The sequence below is a fragment of the Methylomonas sp. HYX-M1 genome (assembly GCF_040741385.1).
GTDB lineage: Bacteria > Pseudomonadota > Gammaproteobacteria > Methylococcales > Methylomonadaceae > Methylomonas > Methylomonas rhizoryzae.
This window is the reverse complement of sequence record NZ_CP160405.1, coordinates 779,937-799,759: the sequence shown is the minus strand read 5'-3', so window position 1 is coordinate 799,759 and position 19,823 is coordinate 779,937. Positions and strand designations below refer to the sequence as shown.

Genomic DNA, 19,823 nt, shown 5'->3' with positions numbered 1-19,823 from the left:
TTGATTGTTCGTTACCGCTTCGCTCACCAGGCTTCCATCAGCTCGTCCAGCGGAAACGCTTTCCCCGCCGCCGCCCAGGCATCCCTGACCCTGAGCAACGCCGGTTCCGCTTTGCGCAGCCAATCCGCATGACGGTCTTGTTTGGCAAATACATAAAACTTTTCCGCATCGTTGTCGGAGCCGTAGCGCCGGTAAAAACCTTGTGCCGTTGCCTGTATCCGCGCTTCGCCGTATGCCACGGTACGCCAGTGCGGACTAGCGGCTAAACCGCTATGTATCAGCTGGTAATGGTAATATTCCCAATAGCGTAAATACACGTCGAAGTAATCCGGTCTGGTTGCCTCGATCCATTGCGCCCCGGCCAGTTGGGCGTCTCTACGCGCCCATTCTTCGATATTGCCTCTAACCGCGAATTTTCCGTCGACGGGTAATCCCCCGGATTTTTCGTAAGTGGAAATGCACGCGGCCACCGGATGACGCAAAGTAAGCAGATACTCGGTTTCGCTGCCTAACAATTGATGAAAAAAACCGCCTTGATACGCTGCTTTAGTGGCTTTTTTCGGCACTACCACCCGGTTGTCGAACAAGCGGGCGTTGGCGTAAAACAGCTCGACCATGGTGAGATATTCCGCCATACCCTGCATCGAATGGGTAACGCTATTCACGCCTTGTTTAATCTCGAAAGGACCGGCATCCGGAAAGCCATCGTGGGCAATCGCGTTGGGAATTTGCTCCGGCTTCCAGCCCAGCGCCAGAAACAGCTGCTTGGTTAAATACGAACCGCCGTGCCGGGGACAGCCGACTACGCAAACGAAGCGATAGCGTTCATGAATCGGCCGTAAGCGCGCTACGTCTCCGGTCAAGATAGCCACAAACAATTCGTAACTGCGTTGCAAGGCGTTTTTCCCGCCGGCGGATGCCAACACCTCCGCCGCATGCGTGACGGCTCGTTGCTGAGCTTGACTGTCTCTATTCAACGTTTCGCTCAACTGATCGTGCCACGGCGATTCGAACGGCAGGCCGTTGTCAAAGTGATACAGGAAATTGATAAACGCCGGAGATACGGGAAAATGTTGATCGGTAAGCTTAATTTCTATGCTCATTGTTATTGGTATTCCGGTACTTAATAAAAGACGCACCGCGCATCGATTGCATCCTGTTTATGCCGGATCCAATACGCACCGATAGGACACGCGTCAAATTTGGCGGCTAGATCATACACTACGCCGCTTCATCCGCAATCGCAGTTGGGGGAGATAGCCAACTCACTCCCAGGGCTTAACACTCCGGCAACATGGGCCGCGGTCATGGGGCACGTGATTAAAGCCAACGGCGTTCTGCCACACTAAGCGGCCGGCCCCGCCGCTTCGCGCCGGCTTTTTGCAGCCAGCGAATCAGGCCGGTAACGAACAGCAGCGGGCAGGCCAAGCCGGAAATCGACACCAATATTTGCCCGCTCAAACCGAAGGCTTCGCCGCTATGCAAGGGGTGCAGCCAGTTGATCAGCGTGTCCGAAGCGCCGAGATCGGCGGGATTGCTGACCGCCAATATCCGGCCGCTGTATTGGTCGACCCAGACATTGGTTTTCGGGAAGCGCCGGTTAGGCTCGCCGTCTTGGCGCAGATTGATGCGGAAACTACCGTCGGCGTCGTGCGGGGTTTCGATCCAGCACAAGCGGGCGTCGGGAAAAACCGACTGGCCGGCGGCGACCGCTTGATCGAGGCTAATCCGTTGTTGTCCGATCACTGTTGGTGAGGATTGCGGTTTGGGCATCGCTTGCAACGGCGAAAAATAGCCGAACAGCGGATTGGCGTATTGCGGGATTTCCAGGGCAACGCCGGTCAGCGCTGAATGTCGAGCCCGCGGACGCGTCGAACGCGCAGCATCCAATCCCGGCACCTCGAGTTGTTTCAGGTTGTCCAGATTGCCCCACAGGTTTGCGCCGCCGCGTAAGCTTCTCGGTGCGAGGCGTCGCTGGCCAGCCAACGCTCGAAACGGGCGCGGGTTTTAGCGTCGCAACGCTCATCCTGCAAAGCAACGAACCAAGCCACGGCTTGGTCGAAACTACGCTGATCGAAGGCTGTCATGATGCGGCGGCATCCTATCTTTCGAAACGACGGTGGCAATGCAGCATGGCCTTGACCAAATGGCGCTGCACGGTTTTTTCGGAAATGCCCAGCTGAGTTGTATCAGGGTGTCCGGCTGCGTGCGCGGGCAAATCAAATCGTCGTTCAGTTGGTCGTGCTTGCTCGTTACCCGTTGGTCGTAGCGAAGAAAATCCAGGGCCAAGCGCTCGGCGATGCGGTATAGATAACCGATCAGATTATCGGCATGCGAAACTTGCTCCTTACGCAACATGCGCAAATAGGCTTCCTGGCTCAAGTCTTGCGCCGTCTCCGGGCAACCAACCCGTTGCAACAAGTAGTTTTGACGATATCGTCACGATGGCTGACGAATAAATCGGCAACCTGATTGCAGTCTAGGGAAACGGAGGACACGGGTGGGTAAAGCTCCTGTGCTTCGGTGCGGCTCAATGAACGATCACCCAATAAGGCAAAAACCGGTCCAACGAAATTGATCCGACACGGACAAGAATATCGAACATCGACCGGAAATGTTTGTATGGCATATATCAAAGGCATAAAGACTCCCGACTCAAGCTACCGATAACCAAGGCGGCCGAATTTGCGCGAAGCAAGGCAAGAAACTGTCGGAAACAAATAAAACTATGTTATTTATCAATACAATTTAGGCCGGCATATCCCTGAACTCCAGCTTGACCCGCCCTGGCAGAGAACGAGTTTTACAAACTCATATTGGCCGATTGCAAACTGCCATTGTCCGCCGCGCGGGATTGAGTCCGTCAATACTCGATATCGTTTGCAGACTTTGCGGAATCGCCTGAATGCTGCCGACACTGATTTTGGTACCGGCGCTGATTTTCCGGATACTCAATCCGGCACTCAGACTAGATCTTAAAACTGCTCGTATTTGACGCATTGTCATTCTCTCCATGATCCCAACCTTTGCGCCTCCAGTCCCATCTCACTGTGGAAATACAGCGCCTCGCCCAGACTCATGCGTTATTGGACAAGGCTGTTTGTGTTACCGGATGTATTCAACTAGAATGCCTTATTTATAAGGGTGTTACATCGATCAACCTACCTGTATCACAGGCGTATAACGTATTATGGTATCGAAATTGACTTATTCTGGCTCCTCCCAGCCTGACTTGGACTGGAGCCAAATCAGGGAAACGGTTAAATTGCTAGCAGTAACTGTCGCCCAAGTAGAAGGGGGCATGAAAGTGGGCGACGAGGCTGTCGACGTACTGGTAAACTCCTTTACCAGCATGGTCGAGGATCTAAGCTCGATACACGAGATTTTATCCAGCATGGAACAAAGCCCCAAATCCGAGGAAGCATTAAAATATTGCGCAGCCATTCAAAACAGGATTCAAACATCGGTAGTGGCTTTCCAATTTCATGACCGTCTCCAACAATGCCTGCACCACGTATCAGTCGGACTGAGAGGCTTGTCCGATATTATCGAATCGCCGACGCGCCTGTATAACCCTATGGAATGGTATAAGTTCCAAGAGGAAATTCGCGGCCGCTACACCATGGAATCGGAAAAAATCATGTTCGATGCGATTCATCAAGGCAAAAGCATTGATGAGGCAATCGCCTTGGTGGAAGCGGCCAACCAACAAAATAACGAGGACGACGACGAAGTCGAACTTTTCTAATCGGCCGTCTTGCCGAAAACTTACATGAAATCTAAATCTCTATTGCTCGTTATCCCGGTTTTGCTTGTCAATGCCGCTTGCAGTACCTTTCAAGAACCTAAAAAAGCCAAACCAGCCCCGCAAGTGGTAAGACCTAAGACTTCGACGCCGCAACAATCGCAAAATCAGCAGGCTAAGAAACCGTCTCCCCCGGCTCCATCGAAACCGCCGGTCTCGAATGGCACGGCGACTTACGCCATCGATCCGGGAAGACGCGAGTTTAAAATCGAACCCAGTCAACCGACTCTACAGGCTCAACCGCTGGAACAACCCGTCATTACACAACCCCCTATCGAGCAACCCGATACGAATTTCGGGCAGGTGCAGGTACCGCCGCCCCCCCAACCTGCAATTTCAATCGAAGACGCTCAACTCCCCAGCGGCTCTCCGCCCGCGGTTATTGCCTTGTTGACGGACGCGGACCGAAGTCGGGCATCCGGCGATCTCGACGCGGCGGTTTTCGCTACGGAACGCGCTTTGCGCATCGACTCCCGAAACCCGGTACTGACCTATAAACTTGCGCAGCTTAGACTTAAACAAAATCGTCCGCAGCAAGCCGAAGAATTGGCGGGTAAAGCGGCGTTACTCGCCGGAAATAACTCGGATCTGAAACGGAAAAGTTGGCTTTTAATTGCCGAAGCGCGCCGCATTCAACAAAACTATCAAGGCTCTAAAGACGCCAAAGCCAAAGCCGACAGCTTTATCGGCCGTTAAACGCAATAGGGAAAAAAACGTGTCCGAATTGACCGAGATATTCGGAGCAGAAGGTGAATTAGCTAAAGTCATCAACGGTTATTCTCCAAGGCGCGCACAAATCGAAATGGCGCAAGCGGTTTACGACGCAATCAGCAAGCGTGAGCATTTAATAGCGGAAGCCGGCACTGGCACAGGCAAGACATTCGCCTATTTGATTCCGGCGATTTTGTCCCGCAAGAAAGTCATTGTCTCTACCGGCACCAAAAATCTTCAAGACCAATTATTCAACAAAGATCTGCCGCTGATCCGCAAGGCCTTGAGCGGAGTTCCGTTTAAAGCCCGCTTGCTAAAGGGGCGGTCCAATTATTTGTGTACCTATCGGCTGGAATTGGCGCTGAATTCGGCTTTCGGTTACGAACAGGCGGAAGCGCACGCCCTGTCGCAAATCAAAATCTGGTCTCAACGCACGCAAACCGGCGACATTTCTGAAATCGCCGACGTACACGACGGCGATAGAGTATGGTTTAACGCCACGTCCACCACCGATAATTGTCTAGGGCAAAATTGTCCGGACTACACCGATTGCTTTGTATTAAAGGCCCGTAAAGAAGCGCAAGAATCGGATGTCGTAGTGGTTAACCACCATTTGTTGTGCGCGGATTGGTCGATTCGGCAAACCGGTTTCGGCGAGTTGCTACCCGATGCGGAAGTCGTCATCATTGATGAAGCACATCAACTGGCCGACACGGCATCCGGCTTTTTAGGCGAAACTGTGAGCGGTAAACAACTCGTCGATTTAGCCGACGATACTTTAGCGGAGTACTTTAGCCACGCCAAGGACATGCCCGACTTACGCTCGGCCTGCGACAATCTGCAATTGGAAGTCAAAAACCTGCGCTTAGCCTTCGGCCTGGAACTGCGACGCGGCGATTGGCAAGACATCGATTCCGATCCGAAATTAATAGACGCGTTAGGTACTTTGCAAAAACAACTGGCCTGCTTGACCGATCAACTGGAACGCGCGTCGGTTCGCAGCAAAGGCTTGGAAGCCTGCTTCGAACGGGCCGAAACCTTGGACGCCCAGTTGGAAACCTTGATAAACGATACGGCCGGCCAATGGATCAAATGGTACGAAACCTTCGGCAAATCATTTACTTTGAGCCGTACCCCGCTGGATATCGCGAAAGAGTTTCGCAGTTTTATGGCAAGACATAGAGCCAGCTGGATTTTCACCTCGGCCACGCTGAGCGTCGCCAATAATTTCAACCACTTCTCCAGAAATCTGGGCTTAAGCAAAACCACCAGCCATAGCTGGGAAAGCCCGTTCGATTATCCCAACCAAGCGTTGTTTTACCATCCGCGCGGCCTCCCCCAACCCAACGATCCGCAGTTCACCGATAAAATCGTAGACTTCGTCTTACCGGTATTGGAGGCCAGTCGCGGACGGGCGTTTTTTTTGTTCACCAGCCATAAGGCCCTGCAACGCGCCGCTCAGCGGCTGGAAGGCAAATTGAGTCATCCTATTTTGATTCAAGGCAGCCGTTCCAAATCGGCTTTACTGGATCAATTCAAGAGCTTAGGCAATGCAGTCCTGCTGGCGACCGCCAGTTTTTGGGAAGGGGTAGACGTACGCGGCGACGCACTCTCTTGCGTGATCATCGACAAGCTGCCTTTTGCCTCTCCGGGCGACCCGGTGCTTAAGGCTAGGATGCAGGCACTGGAGAAACAAGGCCGCAATCCCTTCTTTGAATACCAACTGCCCAATGCGGTCATCATGTTGCGCCAAGGGGTGGGAAGATTGATTCGCGACATTAACGATCGCGGCGTGTTGATGGTGTGCGATCCGAGGTTGCTTAAACGCGCTTACGGGCAAATGTTTTTGGATAGCGTGCCGGCGATGCAGCGTAGCCGGGATTTGGAAGACGTCCGCCGGTTTTTCGCAGTCGAACAGCATACTTCCGAAAGCGCCGAAACACCCCCCGCAACCCGCGCCTAACCTATCGCTTTAACGGCATTTCGCAGTAAATACAAGCACTCGCGGGTTGCAGCCAGATCCAAGGCGCTAAAATCGTCCTGAGTCGTTAACAGTGGATTCGCGCCCATTTGCAGCAATTTCGCAACCATGGCCGCTTTACCGCTGGACGATGAATAAATTAACGCCGTTGCCCCGCTGGGATTTCGATAATCGGGGTCTATCCCCGCATTCAGCAACAGCTCGATACAATCGATTGATTCGGCAAAACAGGCCGCCCACAAGGCGTTATTGCCATAAAGATCCAGAACGGTTAAATCCGCGCCGTTGGCGAGCAGCCATTGCAACACCTCAATTTCCGCTTGCTGGGCAGCCAATATCAGAGGGTATTGTCCGGCGGCATTCGTCGAAGCAATAGATTCCGTTGAAAATCCGTTTCTGCTTAACCATTCCGCGACCTGTTGATTCAAATTCATCGACAAATCTCCCGTTAAACCAACGAACGTCTATGCAACAAGGAAAGCCGGCCTATGCCGGCCGCATTGAGCCGCTCCAACATGATCCGCCGGCCTTGTTCCCCTTTGCCGCGCAGAAAGCGTAACTCCGGCAAGGTCAACAACACCGCAGCAATCAGAGCGACTTTGCCGCCCCCTACTTGCCATTCGGCATCGTCCACCATAGGCACTAGCAAGGCACCGACTCTGCCACGGCCGTCTTTAATATGATCGATGTTAAACTCTAAAGACAACAACTGCCCTTCCAGCAATTTCACTGCCAAGCGCGGATAACTGGCCAAGGTATGGCTGATTTCCGCTACCATCGGAAACATCCAGGTATCGGCCAAAGCCGTCAACGGCGCATCGTCCGCTATGCCGGAATCCGGCGATTCCACGAAAACCTCCAGACCCAAACCGTTTTCGGGCCTGTCCCGCTCCACCCAAGGATCAGACAGGCCGTCGGACACGACGAAACAAGCATCGTCTTTCCTGCCGGCTGCCCACGCCGCGCCCGCCGGCCATTCCGGTCCATCGCTCATCGGCCCCATCAACGAGGTTAAAGCCGCGAGTTCCCGGGTGCCTGCCCAAGTCCGAATTGCCTCGTGACGGGCGCTAGAAGCGAATTGCAAGCGGTCGGCATACGTCAATCCGACGATAAACTCATTCATTATGGGCAGGTTCATGACTCGTGTTGTTTTCCAAACATTGACTGGCGGCTAATCTCACTTCTTCCTCGGGATCGTCCAACAAACTCTGTAGCAAATCCGGGGCAGCGCGTAGCGCGACTTCGTATCGCACGGTCCAATCCGGATCTTTACTGATCAGGGCCAAATCTTCGATTTCCATGCGTTGGGCAACGATTCTGCGGATTTCGACTTCCGCGTCGTGCGCCATCAAACCCAGACTCACGGCCGGAATCCGCGTCGCCACGATGCGCCTGACTTCGCTGTCGGGATCCGCTACCAAGCGGAACAAGCGCCCTTGCGGCAAACGTCGCGCCACATAAACGCGCACCAAGTAATCAGGATCGTCCGCCATCGCTTCCAGTTCTTCTTCCGGTAGACGGTCGGCCACGGTTATCCGTACTTCCCTATCCGAGTCGTTACGCAGCTGTATCAGCAAGTCGAAAGGTACCCGATACGCCAACACCCGCCGCACCGCCTCATCCGGATCTTTCAACAAAGGCGGCAGCAAATTGGTCGGCAAATATCTGGCGGCAATTGCCCTGCGTTCCCAAAAGCCGTCTTGAGCATAATCCGGTGCGAATTGCGGATTGGCTTTGAAAAAACGGTCGATTTGCCTGCCGCTATTGGCGGCCACACAGCAATCGCCCGGTTTGCAAGCGCCTTGCGACAGCAAATTCGCCCTAAACCGGCATGCGCCGCAATCCGCCAACGGCGTTAAATCGGTTTCTAAATCGGCGGCCGGCATAGTCATGCTGCCTTAGCCGCCGCAGGCAACAATTGCGGGGTAACTTGCGCCAACCAAGTTTGTACCCGCTGATCGGTCATATGCGGTTGACCGCGCTGATCCAACACCAAGCCGACAAATTGGCCGTCGATGATGGAATCCGAATGCTCGAATTGATACCCTTCGGTGCTCCAACGCCCGACGATGGTTGCACCGTAACCGTAAAATACCCGATACAGCTGAATCAGCGAACTGGCGAAGCGAGAAGCATAACGTTCTTGATGCCCTAAACCGAACAGCGCCACGCGCTTGCCGCTTAAATCCACATCATCCAGATACGGCACGAATTCCGCCCAATTGGGCTCTTGGCAACCTACGGCCAAACCCGGCATGTCGCCCACTCCGTAACTAGGCGTACCCAGGATCAACGCGTCGTAAGCCAATAGCTCGTTCGGCCGGGTACGGTTTATGTTTTTAGGCTTGTCGGCCAATTCGTCGCCTAATACGCTGTATATTTTTTTTGCTACCAATCGGGTGCTACCGGTATCGGTGCCAAAAAAAATGCCGATTTTGCTCATAAATCACCTGTGAGAAATAACCTACCGTTACTTGCTCTTCAAGCAATATCCAAACCAAAATCGAAGCGAATGTTTTTTGTTTTTTCTCGTTACAATTCAAGCAATTAATTTTGAGCCAAGCGATATCCCCCCCATTCGCTTGCTCAATTGACGACAATTGTCGGCGTTATGGCCTGTTTCTGACAGCAGCAGCGGCTTTTTCTAGCTTTAAGACTTATTCAGTGCCAAGTACGGTTACTCACCCGGTAGAGCGGGGGACGAGGCAAACCGCCCTCATCTTGTCAAACGCTGAATAGTTACTGGAAATCTAGCTTGTGCAGGGTTTAACCTAGAAGTGTGATCAGCTTACGTTCGGGGCCAAGGTTCGCCGACAATCGATACTGATTCTGCGCGGCGAGGAACTAAGTTCCAATGCGGTTAACTGCCCCCCCCATAGACAACCGGTATCGATGCCGTAGACATTGTGACCATGGTAGAAACCAAGCGTGGACCAATGTCCGAAAATGATCCGCATAGACGCGCTTCGCCGTCCGGGTACCGAAAACCAGGGCAGCAAATGAGCCGGCTGACTGCCGACCGGGCCTTTGAAATGAAAGTCGAGCTCACCGGACGCGGAGCAATAGCGTAAACGGGTCAAACAGTTAATGGTGAAGCGAATTTTTTCCATGTCCGACAATCCCTCTTGCCACAACCTTGGCTCGTCGCCGTACATCGACTTCAACACCGTAGCATAATCGTCGCTTTGTATCGCTTGTTCGGCAAATAGCGCCATCGCCTTCACCGCGGTCAAATCCCATTGCGGCGGCAAACCGGCGTGCAACATGCAATAGCTGGCATCGCCATGAAACAAGGGCCGATGCCTGAGCCAATGCAACAACTCGTCTCTATCGGGTGCAGCCAGAATCGGCTCCAACGTATCCTTGCGCCCTAGGCTACGCGCCGCAGTGACGGTGGCCAATAAGTGCAAATCGTGATTGCCAAGCACGGTAACTGCGGATTCGCCCAGGCTTTTTACAAACCGCAAGGTTTCTAACGACTTAGGCCCGCGATTGACCAGATCGCCTGCTAACCATAGGGTGTCTGACGCGGGCTCGAAACCGATAGCATCCAATAGGCGCCGAAATTCGTCGTAACACCCCTGGATGTCACCGATTGCGTATATCGCCATCAGTGCAAAGTACGCGGAATGGACAGGGTAAACTTAGGAATATTCGCGCTGAAACTTTCGCCGGTATCCGCTTGCATTTGATATTTTCCCTGCATTACGCCGACCGGAGTTTCAATCATTGCTGCGCTGGTATAACGGAAGGAATCGCCCGGATTCAAATAAGGATGCTCGCCAACCACGCCTTCGCCATTGACCTCCTGCACTTTTCCGTTCGCATCGGTAATCAGCCAGTGCCGGGTCAACAAACGTGCAGGTACCGAACCTACATTGGTAATCGTCACGGTATAGGCAAACACAAAACGGTTTTGCTCGGGCGACGACTGAGATTCAATATATTGCGGCCTAGCCTCAACTAAAACTTTGTTTTTCTCGCTCATTGATAGAAGATGTGTCGCATAAATGATTCCTTATTTCACCCCAACTATTACGCAAACGCAAGCTAATCGATGATTACCCGTACCCTGTTGCGCTACTGGTTGCTGGCCTTTTCTATCGCGGTACCGGCTGCGGACGGCCGGGATCTTTTTGCCGCCTCTGCGAGCGGAAATCTGGAACGCGTTCGCTCTTTACTGGCCGACGGCATAGACGTCAACAGCAAGATTGACCAAGACCGCACGCCGTTGATGGTTGCAAGCTACAACGGCAACATACGGATTGTAAAACTACTGTTAAGTTACGGAGCAAACGCCAATTTAGCCGATAAATCAGGATCGACGGCGCTAAGCGACGCAATCCTGAACGGCAACGCGGATATAATCAAGCTATTGATCTTGTCCGGTGCAGACTTAAACGCTAAGGATAGCCGCGGAGAAACCGTTTTAGACAAAGCCAAGAAAACCGGTCGCGAATCTATCGTGAAATTATTAGAGGACGCCGGCGCCAAGCCCGCGCCCGCTCCGGAGCAACAACCGACAGATCAACAACCTACGGCAGAAGCCCCAGCCAATCCAGAAGCCACTCCGGAACCAGCCAAACCATGACAGCCAACGATCAATCCCGTTTACATATTCACATCATCGGCATATGCGGCACATTCATGGGAGGACTGGCCTTGATTGCCCGCGAACTAGGCTATCAAGTCAGCGGTTCGGACCAAAACGTTTACCCGCCTATGAGCACTCAATTGGAACAACAGGGCATAGCGTTAATGCGCGGTTATCGTGCGGAGAATTTGGATGGCGCCCCGGACATCGTGGTAATCGGCAATGCCCTTTCTCGCGGCAATCCGGAAGTCGAGGCCGTATTGAATCGCGACCTGAACTATCTATCCGGGCCGCAATGGTTGGCCGAACACGTATTACGGCATAAATGGGTGCTAGCGGTAGCCGGCACTCACGGCAAAACCACCACCACCAGCATGCTCAGCTGGATACTGGAATACAACGGGCTAAAACCCGGCTTTTTAGTCGGCGGAATTCCGGTGAATTTCGGAGTGTCCGCACGCTTGGGGGAATCCGATTTTTTTGTCATCGAAGCCGACGAATATGACTGTGCTTTTTTCGACAAACGCTCCAAATTCGTGCATTACCGCCCGCGCACGGCCGTATTGAATAACCTGGAATACGACCACGCCGATATCTTCGAAGATCTGGATGCAATCAAAAAGCAATTCCACCATTTAATCCGTACCATTCCCGGCTCGGGCTTGATCGTCGCGCCCGCTGCCGAGCAGCACATCAGCGACGTACTGTCGATGGGTTGCTGGACACCGGTCACTCGCACGGCAATCGGCAGCGAGAGCGAATGGCAAGCGGACTTATTGCGTTCCGACGGCAGCGCTTTTACGGTTTGCTTTCAGGGCAAACAGCAGGGCGAGGTGTCGTGGAATTTGACCGGATTGCATAACGTTAGCAATGCGTTATCGGCCATAGCCGCGGCCCGCCACGTCGGAATCGCCCCATCCGACGCCGTACCGGCACTTGCGCAATTCAAAAATGTGAAACGCCGAATGGAAGTCATAATCCGCAAAAACGGCGTCACCGTATACGACGACTTCGCCCATCACCCCACCGCCATCAAAACAACTCTGGACGGACTGCGGAAACAAGTCGGTTCCGAGAAAATAGTCGCGATCGTCGAGCCGCGTTCCAATACAATGCGTTTAGGCATACACACGCAATCTTTAGCCGAATCGTTAACGGCAGCCGATACGGCCATCGTATTCCAGCCGGACAACTTAGGCTGGGATTTAAGCTGCCTTAAGCAATATAACGACAAGATTATCTTTCATAACACGCTGGATGACATCATCGCTATGGTGAAAGCCGAAACCAATAAACCATGCCATGTACTGTTGATGAGCAACGGCAGCTTCGGCGGCATTTACCGGCGCTTACAACAAGAACTTTGATCAGCCTCTCTCGTCGCGCCCGGAACCCAGGCAAAAAAAAACGGCCTTTAGGGGCCGTTTGAGGAAGAGGGTAAAGCAACTCAGCTGCGCAAAACAATACTAGAGTTGCGCGCAGTCTAATGCTAATTTTCGAATTTGTGAATGTGACCGATTGTCACAGGCGACAAACTGTCGCACAAATACAACACACTATTAACGCGGCAATCATCATGTTAAAACCTTGTGGCTTTAAACCCTTTAACAGGTCAACTAATTGCCGCCTTTAAAGCTAATCTGCAGTGCGTGTAGCGCATTCTGACAGTCTTCGGTATCTTTAAGATTCGGATCGTCATAGCATTGTTGGTTCTTGATCTTCGCGTCCTTGATATTTGCGACATACCAAGCGACGGATTTATTGGGTTCGATTTGTTGCACCTCTTCCTCGGCACTAGTCACTTTAAATGCGGTTAACACGAGCGCCAACGATGTGATCAACAAAATAGCGGTATTTTTTTTCATGCCTAATCTCCCTATAGTTTGAATAACTAGACTCGCCACACAATTGGCAAGCAGGCCAAAGTCTAGTAAAAAACATCCGCGCCGAAAATGTGGCTAATTGCCGCGCGACAAATTGTCAATTCACTGCAAATCACAATGACGCCGCAAAACAACTAACGCCCGGATTTAGCGCCGTGCAACCGCATCAAAAGCACCGCTTCATCGCGGGTTAATCCACACTCTTTCACCAATTCGTCTAAACTTATTCCCCAGCGAATCTTCTGAATCACACCATCATAACTTTGTTGCGTAGATGCCGTAGGCACCTCGGCAAACTTTTCCATGTCGGCCTGACCCTGATCCTGCACAAACTCCCAAACCTGATCCAAACGCGCATCATTAGCCGCCAAGCGTTTATCGACCATTACGGCCGCAGAGCAGATGCCGGCCAAATCCTCATGGGTTTGTTGCAAGCCGGCTTCCAAACTCCTAATCCGCCGGCCGAGCTTTTTAGTCTCACGCCAAAACCCGATTAAGCCAAGCAATAGTAAAGCAACCAACACTATTAATGAATAAAGCAAATAGTCCACGCTCATACGAACTGATCGATATGCTGAGTCTGCGGTAATTCCTGATCCGCACCCTTAGGGTCTTGCGGCGCGGATCGCAGCCGGGGCTGTGGTTTACGTTTGCGTTGCGGCTGAGGACCGGCTTTTTCCACCACTTGCAGCGGCAAACTCGGCCCTAAGGGCGGGATTTCAGGCATACCGATTTTTCCCGGTTAACGGAGTCAGAACATGTCCAATTCGGCTTTTTCATCTTCGCTAAGAAATTTATTGAGATCGACCAAGATCAATAACTTGTTATCGCGACTCGTCACCCCCTGAATGTATTTGGAACTTTCTTCGTTGCCGACGTTAGGGGCTGTCTCAATTTCGGAAGCCCGCATTTCCACTACTTCCGCGACGCTGTCGACTAGTATGCCGATAATATGCTTATCGGTCTCGATAATGACCACTCTTGAGGCATCATCCGGCTCCTTCGAGGGTAAGCCGAAACGGTTTCGAGTATCGATCACCGTCACGACATTACCCCTAAGATTAATAATACCAAGCACATAAGACGGAGCGCCTGGCACCGGAGCAATCTCGGTGATTCTTAGAACCTCTTGCACCTGCATCACATTGATACCGTACTTTTCATCCCCTAAACAAAACGTCACCCACTGCATGATCGGGTCAGTTTGTTTTCTATCTTCACTCATAATTATGCATCCACTTAAATTAAAATCATTTTCTGCGCTGCGGAACCAAAGCCTGTAAATCGATGATCGCCGTCAATTCCTCGATCACGGTACCGATCAGCCAAGGCTTTTTTTGTCGACTCGTTCGCCATCGTACTTTATCCGGCCTTACCCTTCCTATAGATAAAACTTCGTCGCACGCCAAGCCCCAGCGTTTATCTTGAGTAATCAAAATACTTTTGAACGGATTCTTTTCCAGATCGCGTTGACTACCGCGTAATTTCCCGAAAATGAGTTGTCCCATGTCCAACACGCCGATTCGGCTGTCTTGCTCGTCTAATAACCCCATGAACCAAGAGGGTTGACCGGGAATTTGGCCGGGTTTTTTATCTATCTTGATGGTTCTGGCCAATTCCGTTAACGGGGTAGCCAATATCAAATTGTCGACTTTAAAAAACAACGCTTGAAACTCGTGCTGCGCCCAATAAGGCATTACCGATAAGGGATGCAACTTAGCCGGCGCCTGATATGCAACCAGATTAGACGGCAAAATATGGGCAGCAGGCTTATCGTCAAGCGCCTCTCGCGTTACTTGCGGCGGCAATTCAATTGTTTGAGTGATAACTTTAGCGGTCTGCCTCTTCGGCGTTTCCGCCCCCTGCTGTGCAATCTGCCGCTCGTTTAACGGCTGGCGGCCTATCTCGGCGTCGCCATCCGGAATTTCTTCCAATAAAGTCGTTAAATAGGCATCTAATGCCAATTGTTGCTGAACGATGTGCTGAGGCGGCTTTGAGCGAGTCATAATCTATTCGCCACGAGTTTGTCTTCGCCTTTTTCCAACAACAATTGCTCCAATAATTCGGAATAGGCTTCTACGGCCTTGGCACTTTTATCGAACAGAGACAAAGGCACCCCCACTCTACTGGCTTCTCGTACCTTGGTATCTACCGGGATTACCGAACTCCAGACATTGTCGGGATATTGTTGATGCAACCCTATCAAGCTGTCTCTTGCCGCTCTGGTTCGTTTATCGTACATCGTCGGAACGATGGTGAATTTAGGCAGCGTTTTTCGAGAATGAAAAACCATATTGATGGTATGGACCATTCTATCCAGCCCTTTCAAGGCCAAAAATTCGGCTAATACCGGAATGATTAAATGATCGCAGGCGGCGAGCGCGTTGATCATTAGCACACCGAGCATGGGGGGGCTATCAATGATCGCATAATCGTAACGGTCTTTGAGCTTGCCGAGAGCCGTTGCAACCACTAATCCCATTCCACCCATTTGAGCGACTTGCCTGTCCAGAGTAGCAATTGCGGTCGATGCGGGTAAAACCGACAATCCGTCGAATTCGGTAGACGCCAAATAGACTTCGGGATTAACGTTTTTCTTTTTTTCGCTCGCGTCGCGAAATAAGTTGTAAACGCCTTGTTCGACTTCATCGGGATTCATTTTGAAATAACTGGTCAGAGAGCCGTGCGGGTCTAAATCAACCAATAGGGTCCGAAAGCCCCATCCGGACAACAAACCACCTAAAGTAACCACTGTAGTGGTTTTTCCTACCCCGCCTTTCTGATTGGAAACTGACCAAATTTTCATAATGACGCCACTTTTTACCGCACGTTACCGGCAGATTCAGAGTGATCGGTTTCCGATTTTAAGTTCAGCGCCTTGGCTCTTTGTTCGTCTGTCATTCCGTAACGCGCAAAAGCCTGTGACATCAACACCAAAACAACACGCCGATTCTTGAACCGCCCCTCTTCGACACTGTTATCGGCAATAGGATGAAATTCTCCATACCCAACGGCTGATAAACGAGCAGGCGGGACACCGTTTTTGACTAACTCCTTCACAACCGTAGTAGCACGGGCTGAGGATAAATCCCAATTCGAAGGGTACAAACCTGTCGATATAGGCACATCGTCGGTATAGCCCTCTACATTGATGACATTGGGGACCGCCAATACAACCTCAGCCACTTTTTGCAAAACGGGCAGAGCTTTGCCGGATAACTCCGCTTTACCGCTAGCAAAAAGCAACTCGCTGTTCATTTCCAACTCAACCCAAAATTCGTGCTTGTTTATGCCGACTAATTGGCTTTCGACAAAAGGTTGCAATGCACGCTGAAACTCGTCGGATACTTCATCCAACCTTTGCTTTTCCTGCTTTATTTCTTCGCTAAGTTGATGCTCTTGTTCCGTAACCGTCATTAAATCCGGCAACTCGATAGGCTGTACACGGGTGGGAATAACCCCGATTTCTATCGGCTCGGCTTCCTTAACGATTTTTTCACTGTGAAATAAGGCTTGATCCAACGACTCGGAAAACGTCTCGTACTTCCCTTTGTTAACAGAGGATATCGAATACATCACGACAAAAAACGCGAACAGTAGGGTAATAAAATCCGCATAAGACACCATCCAGCGTTCGTGATGCTCCGCCTCCTCTATCATTTTTCTTCTGCGTCTGGCCATGGTACGAGCGTTATTTTTCCAACATAAAACCGGATAATTTCAGTTCTATATTTCGGGGATTCTCGCCTTCTGCGATTGAAGAAACGCCTTCGATCACCATTTCCCGAGCTTGAGACGCCCTGAAAATGTGGGCTTTTAGTTTGTTAGCGATGGGAATAAACAATAAGTTCGCCAAGCCCACCCCATAGATAGTGGCAACGAATGCAGTGGCTATTCCGCTGCCGAGTAATTCCGGCTTTGCCAAGTTTTGCATCACGTGAATTAAACCAATAACTGCACCGATAATACCGATAGTCGGCGAATAGCCGCCCATAGCATCGAATACCCGTGCCGCTTGCATGTCCAAATGCTCTCTGGTCGTTAGTTCGACCTCCAAACAATCACGGATCACGTCCGGCTCGTTACCGTCTACTAAAAGTTGCAAGCCTTTTTTGGCAAATAGATCCCGTTCGGTTTCAATCAAGGATTCCAAACCCAATAGGCCCTCTTTTCTGGCCATAGTACTCCAACGCACGATTTTCTCGATCTGCCGATTCAATTGAAAATTTTCCGGCCTAATGACCCAGATTGAGATACGTAAACAACGCAAAAACACTTTAGGCGGAAATTGCAACAGAGTAGCTCCCAATGTACCGCCAACCACGATCACGAAAGCGTGGAGGTTGATCAATGAATCCACATGGCCGCCCGCCATCATATTTCCACCAATGATGGCGGAAAACCCGACCAGAACACCAATAATGCTTAATATATCCATTCAATCAACTATTTGAAGCTGGTAAAAGTTTTGACCGCTAACTGTTCACGACCTCTTTATCGCACTGACTCGCACCGGCGCTAAAACGTGCTGAAACTCGAGTTGCTTTAGATTACCCGCTTCAATCCCCCCGACTTTATCGACGCGACACTGCGCCAAACCCATTGAGGTTATCCGGCTTTTCTTTTATCTATCAAGAGAAATCCAGGTTAACCTGCATATCGTTTCATCAGGCCCGGAACATCCAAAATTAATGCTATTTTGCCGTCCCCGGTAATGGTCGCTCCGGCTAAACCATCCAAGCCGTGTAGTTTTGCGCCAAGAGCCTTAATCACAACTTCTTCCTGCCCTATCAATTGATCGACCACGAACCCCACTTGTCTGCCGCCGGCATTAACAACCACTACATGACTGCTGGTCACTTTTTTATTCACGGTGTAATAAGGGTCGTTCACCAGCCATTCGCTCAAGTAAAACAACGGCAAGGCACGATTTCTAACCATCACTACCAGTTGATTGTCGACTTTATTGGTCTTGGTCAGGTCCAAATCCAAAATCTCCAACACATTCGCCAACGGCAACGCAAATGCTTGCGCCCCCAGCTTCACCATCAAAGTGGGCATAATGGCCAGGGTCAGCGGGACTTTGATAATAATGTTGCTGCCCTTGCCTTCTACGGAATCGATTTCGACGACGCCGTTCATCTGCGCAATCCTGGTCTTAACCACGTCCATGCCAACGCCGCGGCCGGAAACGTCGGAAATTTCCGATTTGGTAGAAAAACCGGGTAGAAATATCAGGTTAAAACATTCCTTATCGTCCAATCTGGCAGCCGACTCTTCATCCATTAGGCCTTTTTCCACTACCTTGGCGCGCAACACATCGGGATTCATTCCTGTACCATCGTCGCGAATGGATAGCTCGATATGGTCGCCTTCCTGAGAGGCTTTCAACACCACCACCCCTTCCCGCGGCTTGCCTTTCGCCAAGCGCTCTTCCGGCATCTCTATACCATGGTCTACCGCATTTCTGACCAGATGCACCAAGGGATCGGCTAAGGCCTCCACCAAGTTTTTATCTAAATCGGTTTCTTCCCCCACCAATTCCAGGCGTATTTCCTTTTTCAAACTTCTTGCCAAATCGCGAACGACGCGAGGAAATCGTCCGAATACTTTTTTGATCGGTTGCATGCGGGTTTTCATAACCGCCAACTGCAAATCCGCGGTGACTACATCCAGGTTTGAAATGGCCTTAGATAATTGCTCATTGGCTTCCGCGCTGGCTTTGAGCGTTTGAAAACGATTTCTAACCAGCACTAACTCGCCGACCATGTTCATAATGTCGTCGAGAATTTGCGTATCAACCCTTACGGTTGTGTCAGTCTGCTGCGCCGGGACTTTTGACTTATCGCCCGGACTTTCCAAGGCTCCCGCTTTGGAAGCCGGTCTTACAAGCGGCTCCGAATCGGACTCGGCGACAGCAGGCGCAATAGGCTCGGGTTTCCGAGCGGCTACCGTAGGTTCCGATTTCGGCGGCTCCGGTGTTTTTGGGCTTGCAGGCAAGGAGGGCAAGTTTCGCACGTCGAACTTTCCTTTGCCGTGCAATTGATCCATGAGGTCGTCAAATTCCTGCTCGGTGATTTCTCCGGCATCGGCAATTTGAGGACCAGCTTGGCTTGGCGCTTTAAATTTTCCTTTGCCGTGCAACTCGTCCAATAACTCTTCGAATTCGTCTTCGCTAATCTCGTCGCCGATCGGCGGTTTCGGTTCTGCGGCTGGCTGCTTGATGGTTGGCGAACCGCCTTTTCCATGTAATGCGTCCAGTAAGTCTTCAAATTCCTGTTCGGTAATTTCGTCGCCGGCGTCGCCCGGCTCCTCACCGTCCCCCAGCTCATCCATGTTCAGCATGGACTCGAACTCTTGCACGACAATATCTTGTGCGGAACCAGACTTTACCTGCTGCACCGATTCTTGTTCCGCGGTAACGGCAGCCGGTTCGTTCGGCACTCCGTTACCACCGTCCGGAGTGGAATATAGCTTCAATCGCCCCATCAATTTAGGCGGTGCGGGCTGAGGATCGCGTCCGGCGCGTACCTCTCCGAACATTTCGTTAACCACATCCAACGTTTGAAGGATGACGTCCATTAAATCTGCCGAAACCGCACGCTCACCTTGCCGCAATACGTTAAAAACATCCTCGGCGGTATGACAAATTTCTACCAATTCGTGAATCGCCAAAAAACCTGCACCACCTTTTACGGTATGAAATCCTCGAAAAATCGCATTTAGCAATTCAGGGTCGTTAGGCGACTGTTCCAATTCGACCAATTGTTCGCCCAACTGATCGAGAATTTCACCAGCTTCAACCAAAAAGTCCTGCAAGATTTCGTCGTCAAGATCGATAGCCATGCC

Annotated in this window: 24 protein-coding genes; 5 read left to right on the top strand and 19 right to left on the bottom strand. The window is 51.3% G+C overall.

Annotated elements, in window-relative coordinates; translation table 11 throughout:
• Positions 1–23 precede the first annotated feature (23 nt).
• From AB0A83_RS03810 to AB0A83_RS03795, 4 genes are all read right to left on the bottom strand, one after another.
• Positions 24–1,103: a hypothetical protein gene (locus tag AB0A83_RS03810; protein ID WP_150046871.1), complete on the bottom strand. Its 1,080-nt coding sequence runs from the start codon at positions 1,101–1,103 to the stop codon at positions 24–26.
• Positions 1,104–1,320: 217 nt separating this feature from the next.
• On the bottom strand, positions 1,321–1,890 hold the full coding sequence (locus AB0A83_RS03805) for a PepSY-associated TM helix domain-containing protein (RefSeq protein WP_367155439.1): 570 nt from the start codon (positions 1,888–1,890) through the stop codon (positions 1,321–1,323).
• Positions 1,891–1,910: 20 nt separating this feature from the next.
• Positions 1,911–2,087 (bottom strand): FecR/PupR family sigma factor regulator, encoded by a 177-nt coding sequence (locus AB0A83_RS03800; protein WP_367155438.1) that lies wholly within the window; start codon positions 2,085–2,087, stop codon positions 1,911–1,913.
• Positions 2,065–2,421 (bottom strand): RNA polymerase sigma factor, encoded by a 357-nt coding sequence (locus AB0A83_RS03795; protein ID WP_367155437.1) that lies wholly within the window; start codon positions 2,419–2,421, stop codon positions 2,065–2,067. The genes AB0A83_RS03800 and AB0A83_RS03795 overlap by 23 nt, the downstream gene beginning before the upstream one ends.
• Positions 2,422–3,265: 844 nt before the next feature.
• Here AB0A83_RS03795 and AB0A83_RS03790 point away from each other — a divergent pair.
• From AB0A83_RS03790 to AB0A83_RS03780, 3 genes are read left to right on the top strand one after another with little or no spacing between them, the layout of a single operon-like run.
• The gene (locus AB0A83_RS03790) at positions 3,266–3,748 is read left to right on the top strand and encodes a hypothetical protein (protein ID WP_332095529.1); all 483 of its coding nucleotides are present in this window, start codon (positions 3,266–3,268) and stop codon (positions 3,746–3,748) included.
• A 24-nt stretch (positions 3,749–3,772) separates the two neighbouring features.
• Positions 3,773–4,501: a tetratricopeptide repeat protein gene (locus tag AB0A83_RS03785; protein ID WP_150046863.1), complete on the top strand. Its 729-nt coding sequence runs from the start codon at positions 3,773–3,775 to the stop codon at positions 4,499–4,501.
• A 19-nt stretch (positions 4,502–4,520) separates the two neighbouring features.
• Positions 4,521–6,479 (top strand): ATP-dependent DNA helicase, encoded by a 1,959-nt coding sequence (locus tag AB0A83_RS03780; protein WP_367155436.1) that lies wholly within the window; start codon positions 4,521–4,523, stop codon positions 6,477–6,479.
• Here AB0A83_RS03780 and AB0A83_RS03775 read toward each other — a convergent pair.
• The 6 genes from AB0A83_RS03775 to apaG all read right to left on the bottom strand — a co-directional run bounded on the left by AB0A83_RS03775 (position 6,476) and on the right by apaG (position 10,485).
• The gene (locus AB0A83_RS03775) at positions 6,476–6,931 is read right to left on the bottom strand and encodes an ankyrin repeat domain-containing protein (RefSeq protein ID WP_150046860.1); all 456 of its coding nucleotides are present in this window, start codon (positions 6,929–6,931) and stop codon (positions 6,476–6,478) included. The genes AB0A83_RS03780 and AB0A83_RS03775 overlap by 4 nt on opposite strands.
• Before the next feature lie 14 nt (positions 6,932–6,945).
• Positions 6,946–7,635, bottom strand: a complete 690-nt coding sequence (locus AB0A83_RS03770) for a hypothetical protein (RefSeq protein ID WP_232056766.1) — start codon at positions 7,633–7,635, stop codon at positions 6,946–6,948.
• Positions 7,613–8,383, bottom strand: coding sequence for a 4Fe4S-binding leucine-rich repeat protein (locus tag AB0A83_RS03765; RefSeq protein ID WP_150051776.1), 771 nt, complete (start codon positions 8,381–8,383; stop codon positions 7,613–7,615). The genes AB0A83_RS03770 and AB0A83_RS03765 overlap by 23 nt, the downstream gene beginning before the upstream one ends.
• 2 nt (positions 8,384–8,385) lie before the next feature.
• Positions 8,386–8,940, bottom strand: coding sequence for a flavodoxin (locus tag AB0A83_RS03760; RefSeq protein ID WP_150046858.1), 555 nt, complete (start codon positions 8,938–8,940; stop codon positions 8,386–8,388).
• 340 nt (positions 8,941–9,280) lie between these two features.
• Positions 9,281–10,108 (bottom strand): symmetrical bis(5'-nucleosyl)-tetraphosphatase, encoded by an 828-nt coding sequence (locus AB0A83_RS03755; protein ID WP_367155434.1) that lies wholly within the window; start codon positions 10,106–10,108, stop codon positions 9,281–9,283.
• Positions 10,108–10,485, bottom strand: a complete 378-nt coding sequence (apaG, locus tag AB0A83_RS03750) for a Co2+/Mg2+ efflux protein ApaG (RefSeq protein ID WP_150046854.1) — start codon at positions 10,483–10,485, stop codon at positions 10,108–10,110. Before apaG ends, AB0A83_RS03755 begins: the two co-directional genes overlap by 1 nt.
• A 69-nt stretch (positions 10,486–10,554) precedes the next feature.
• Here apaG and AB0A83_RS03745 point away from each other — a divergent pair, with 69 nt between their 5' ends.
• Positions 10,555–11,088, top strand: a complete 534-nt coding sequence (locus tag AB0A83_RS03745) for an ankyrin repeat domain-containing protein (protein WP_367155433.1) — start codon at positions 10,555–10,557, stop codon at positions 11,086–11,088.
• Complete coding sequence (mpl, locus tag AB0A83_RS03740) at positions 11,085–12,458, top strand: UDP-N-acetylmuramate:L-alanyl-gamma-D-glutamyl-meso-diaminopimelate ligase (RefSeq protein ID WP_367155431.1); 1,374 nt, start codon at positions 11,085–11,087, stop codon at positions 12,456–12,458. Before AB0A83_RS03745 ends, mpl begins: the two co-directional genes overlap by 4 nt.
• A 249-nt stretch (positions 12,459–12,707) precedes the next feature.
• Here the strand turns inward: mpl and AB0A83_RS03735 are convergent, their stop codons facing one another.
• From AB0A83_RS03735 to AB0A83_RS03695, 9 genes are all read right to left on the bottom strand, one after another.
• Entirely contained in the window at positions 12,708–12,956 is a 249-nt protein-coding gene (locus AB0A83_RS03735) for an EexN family lipoprotein (RefSeq protein ID WP_367155429.1), read from the bottom strand.
• Between the two features lie 152 nt (positions 12,957–13,108).
• On the bottom strand, positions 13,109–13,408 hold the full coding sequence (locus AB0A83_RS03730) for a DUF2802 domain-containing protein (protein WP_367155428.1): 300 nt from the start codon (positions 13,406–13,408) through the stop codon (positions 13,109–13,111).
• A gap of 119 nt (positions 13,409–13,527) precedes the next feature.
• A complete protein-coding gene (locus tag AB0A83_RS03725; protein ID WP_190303237.1) occupies positions 13,528–13,701 on the bottom strand; it encodes a hypothetical protein in 174 nt (57 codons plus the stop codon).
• A 24-nt stretch (positions 13,702–13,725) separates the two neighbouring features.
• Positions 13,726–14,199: a chemotaxis protein CheW gene (locus tag AB0A83_RS03720; RefSeq protein WP_150046845.1), complete on the bottom strand. Its 474-nt coding sequence runs from the start codon at positions 14,197–14,199 to the stop codon at positions 13,726–13,728.
• A 25-nt stretch (positions 14,200–14,224) separates the two neighbouring features.
• Positions 14,225–14,980, bottom strand: a complete 756-nt coding sequence (locus AB0A83_RS03715; protein WP_150046842.1) for a chemotaxis protein CheW — start codon at positions 14,978–14,980, stop codon at positions 14,225–14,227.
• Entirely contained in the window at positions 14,977–15,780 is an 804-nt protein-coding gene (locus tag AB0A83_RS03710) for a ParA family protein (RefSeq protein WP_367155427.1), read from the bottom strand. Before AB0A83_RS03710 ends, AB0A83_RS03715 begins: the two co-directional genes overlap by 4 nt.
• A 14-nt stretch (positions 15,781–15,794) precedes the next feature.
• On the bottom strand, positions 15,795–16,655 hold the full coding sequence (gene motD / locus AB0A83_RS03705; RefSeq protein ID WP_150046838.1) for a flagellar motor protein MotD: 861 nt from the start codon (positions 16,653–16,655) through the stop codon (positions 15,795–15,797).
• A gap of 10 nt (positions 16,656–16,665) precedes the next feature.
• Positions 16,666–17,412 (bottom strand): flagellar motor protein, encoded by a 747-nt coding sequence (locus AB0A83_RS03700; protein WP_150046836.1) that lies wholly within the window; start codon positions 17,410–17,412, stop codon positions 16,666–16,668.
• A gap of 209 nt (positions 17,413–17,621) precedes the next feature.
• Positions 17,622–19,820: a chemotaxis protein CheA gene (locus AB0A83_RS03695; RefSeq protein ID WP_150046834.1), complete on the bottom strand. Its 2,199-nt coding sequence runs from the start codon at positions 19,818–19,820 to the stop codon at positions 17,622–17,624.
• Between the last annotated feature and the right edge of the window lie 3 nt (positions 19,821–19,823).

Coding starts and splice junctions, on each gene's coding strand:
- AB0A83_RS03715 (WP_150046842.1), bottom strand. CDS start 14,980: ATGACTCGCTCAAAGCCGCCTCAGCACATCGTTCAGCAACAATTGGCA.
- AB0A83_RS03760 (WP_150046858.1), bottom strand. CDS start 8,940: ATGAGCAAAATCGGCATTTTTTTTGGCACCGATACCGGTAGCACCCGA.
- AB0A83_RS03755 (WP_367155434.1), bottom strand. CDS start 10,108: ATGGCGATATACGCAATCGGTGACATCCAGGGGTGTTACGACGAATTT.
- motD (WP_150046838.1), bottom strand. CDS start 16,655: ATGGCCAGACGCAGAAGAAAAATGATAGAGGAGGCGGAGCATCACGAA.
- AB0A83_RS03770 (WP_232056766.1), bottom strand. CDS start 7,635: ATGAACCTGCCCATAATGAATGAGTTTATCGTCGGATTGACGTATGCC.
- AB0A83_RS03810 (WP_150046871.1), bottom strand. CDS start 1,103: ATGAGCATAGAAATTAAGCTTACCGATCAACATTTTCCCGTATCTCCG.
- AB0A83_RS03720 (WP_150046845.1), bottom strand. CDS start 14,199: ATGAGTGAAGATAGAAAACAAACTGACCCGATCATGCAGTGGGTGACG.
- AB0A83_RS03775 (WP_150046860.1), bottom strand. CDS start 6,931: ATGAATTTGAATCAACAGGTCGCGGAATGGTTAAGCAGAAACGGATTT.
- AB0A83_RS03695 (WP_150046834.1), bottom strand. CDS start 19,820: ATGGCTATCGATCTTGACGACGAAATCTTGCAGGACTTTTTGGTTGAA.
- AB0A83_RS03735 (WP_367155429.1), bottom strand. CDS start 12,956: ATGAAAAAAAATACCGCTATTTTGTTGATCACATCGTTGGCGCTCGTG.
- AB0A83_RS03785 (WP_150046863.1), top strand. CDS start 3,773: ATGAAATCTAAATCTCTATTGCTCGTTATCCCGGTTTTGCTTGTCAAT.
- AB0A83_RS03710 (WP_367155427.1), bottom strand. CDS start 15,780: ATGAAAATTTGGTCAGTTTCCAATCAGAAAGGCGGGGTAGGAAAAACC.
- mpl (WP_367155431.1), top strand. CDS start 11,085: ATGACAGCCAACGATCAATCCCGTTTACATATTCACATCATCGGCATA.
- AB0A83_RS03725 (WP_190303237.1), bottom strand. CDS start 13,701: ATGCCTGAAATCCCGCCCTTAGGGCCGAGTTTGCCGCTGCAAGTGGTG.
- AB0A83_RS03765 (WP_150051776.1), bottom strand. CDS start 8,383: ATGCCGGCCGCCGATTTAGAAACCGATTTAACGCCGTTGGCGGATTGC.
- AB0A83_RS03700 (WP_150046836.1), bottom strand. CDS start 17,412: ATGGATATATTAAGCATTATTGGTGTTCTGGTCGGGTTTTCCGCCATC.
- apaG (WP_150046854.1), bottom strand. CDS start 10,485: ATGAGCGAGAAAAACAAAGTTTTAGTTGAGGCTAGGCCGCAATATATT.
- AB0A83_RS03800 (WP_367155438.1), bottom strand. CDS start 2,087: ATGACAGCCTTCGATCAGCGTAGTTTCGACCAAGCCGTGGCTTGGTTC.
- AB0A83_RS03745 (WP_367155433.1), top strand. CDS start 10,555: ATGATTACCCGTACCCTGTTGCGCTACTGGTTGCTGGCCTTTTCTATC.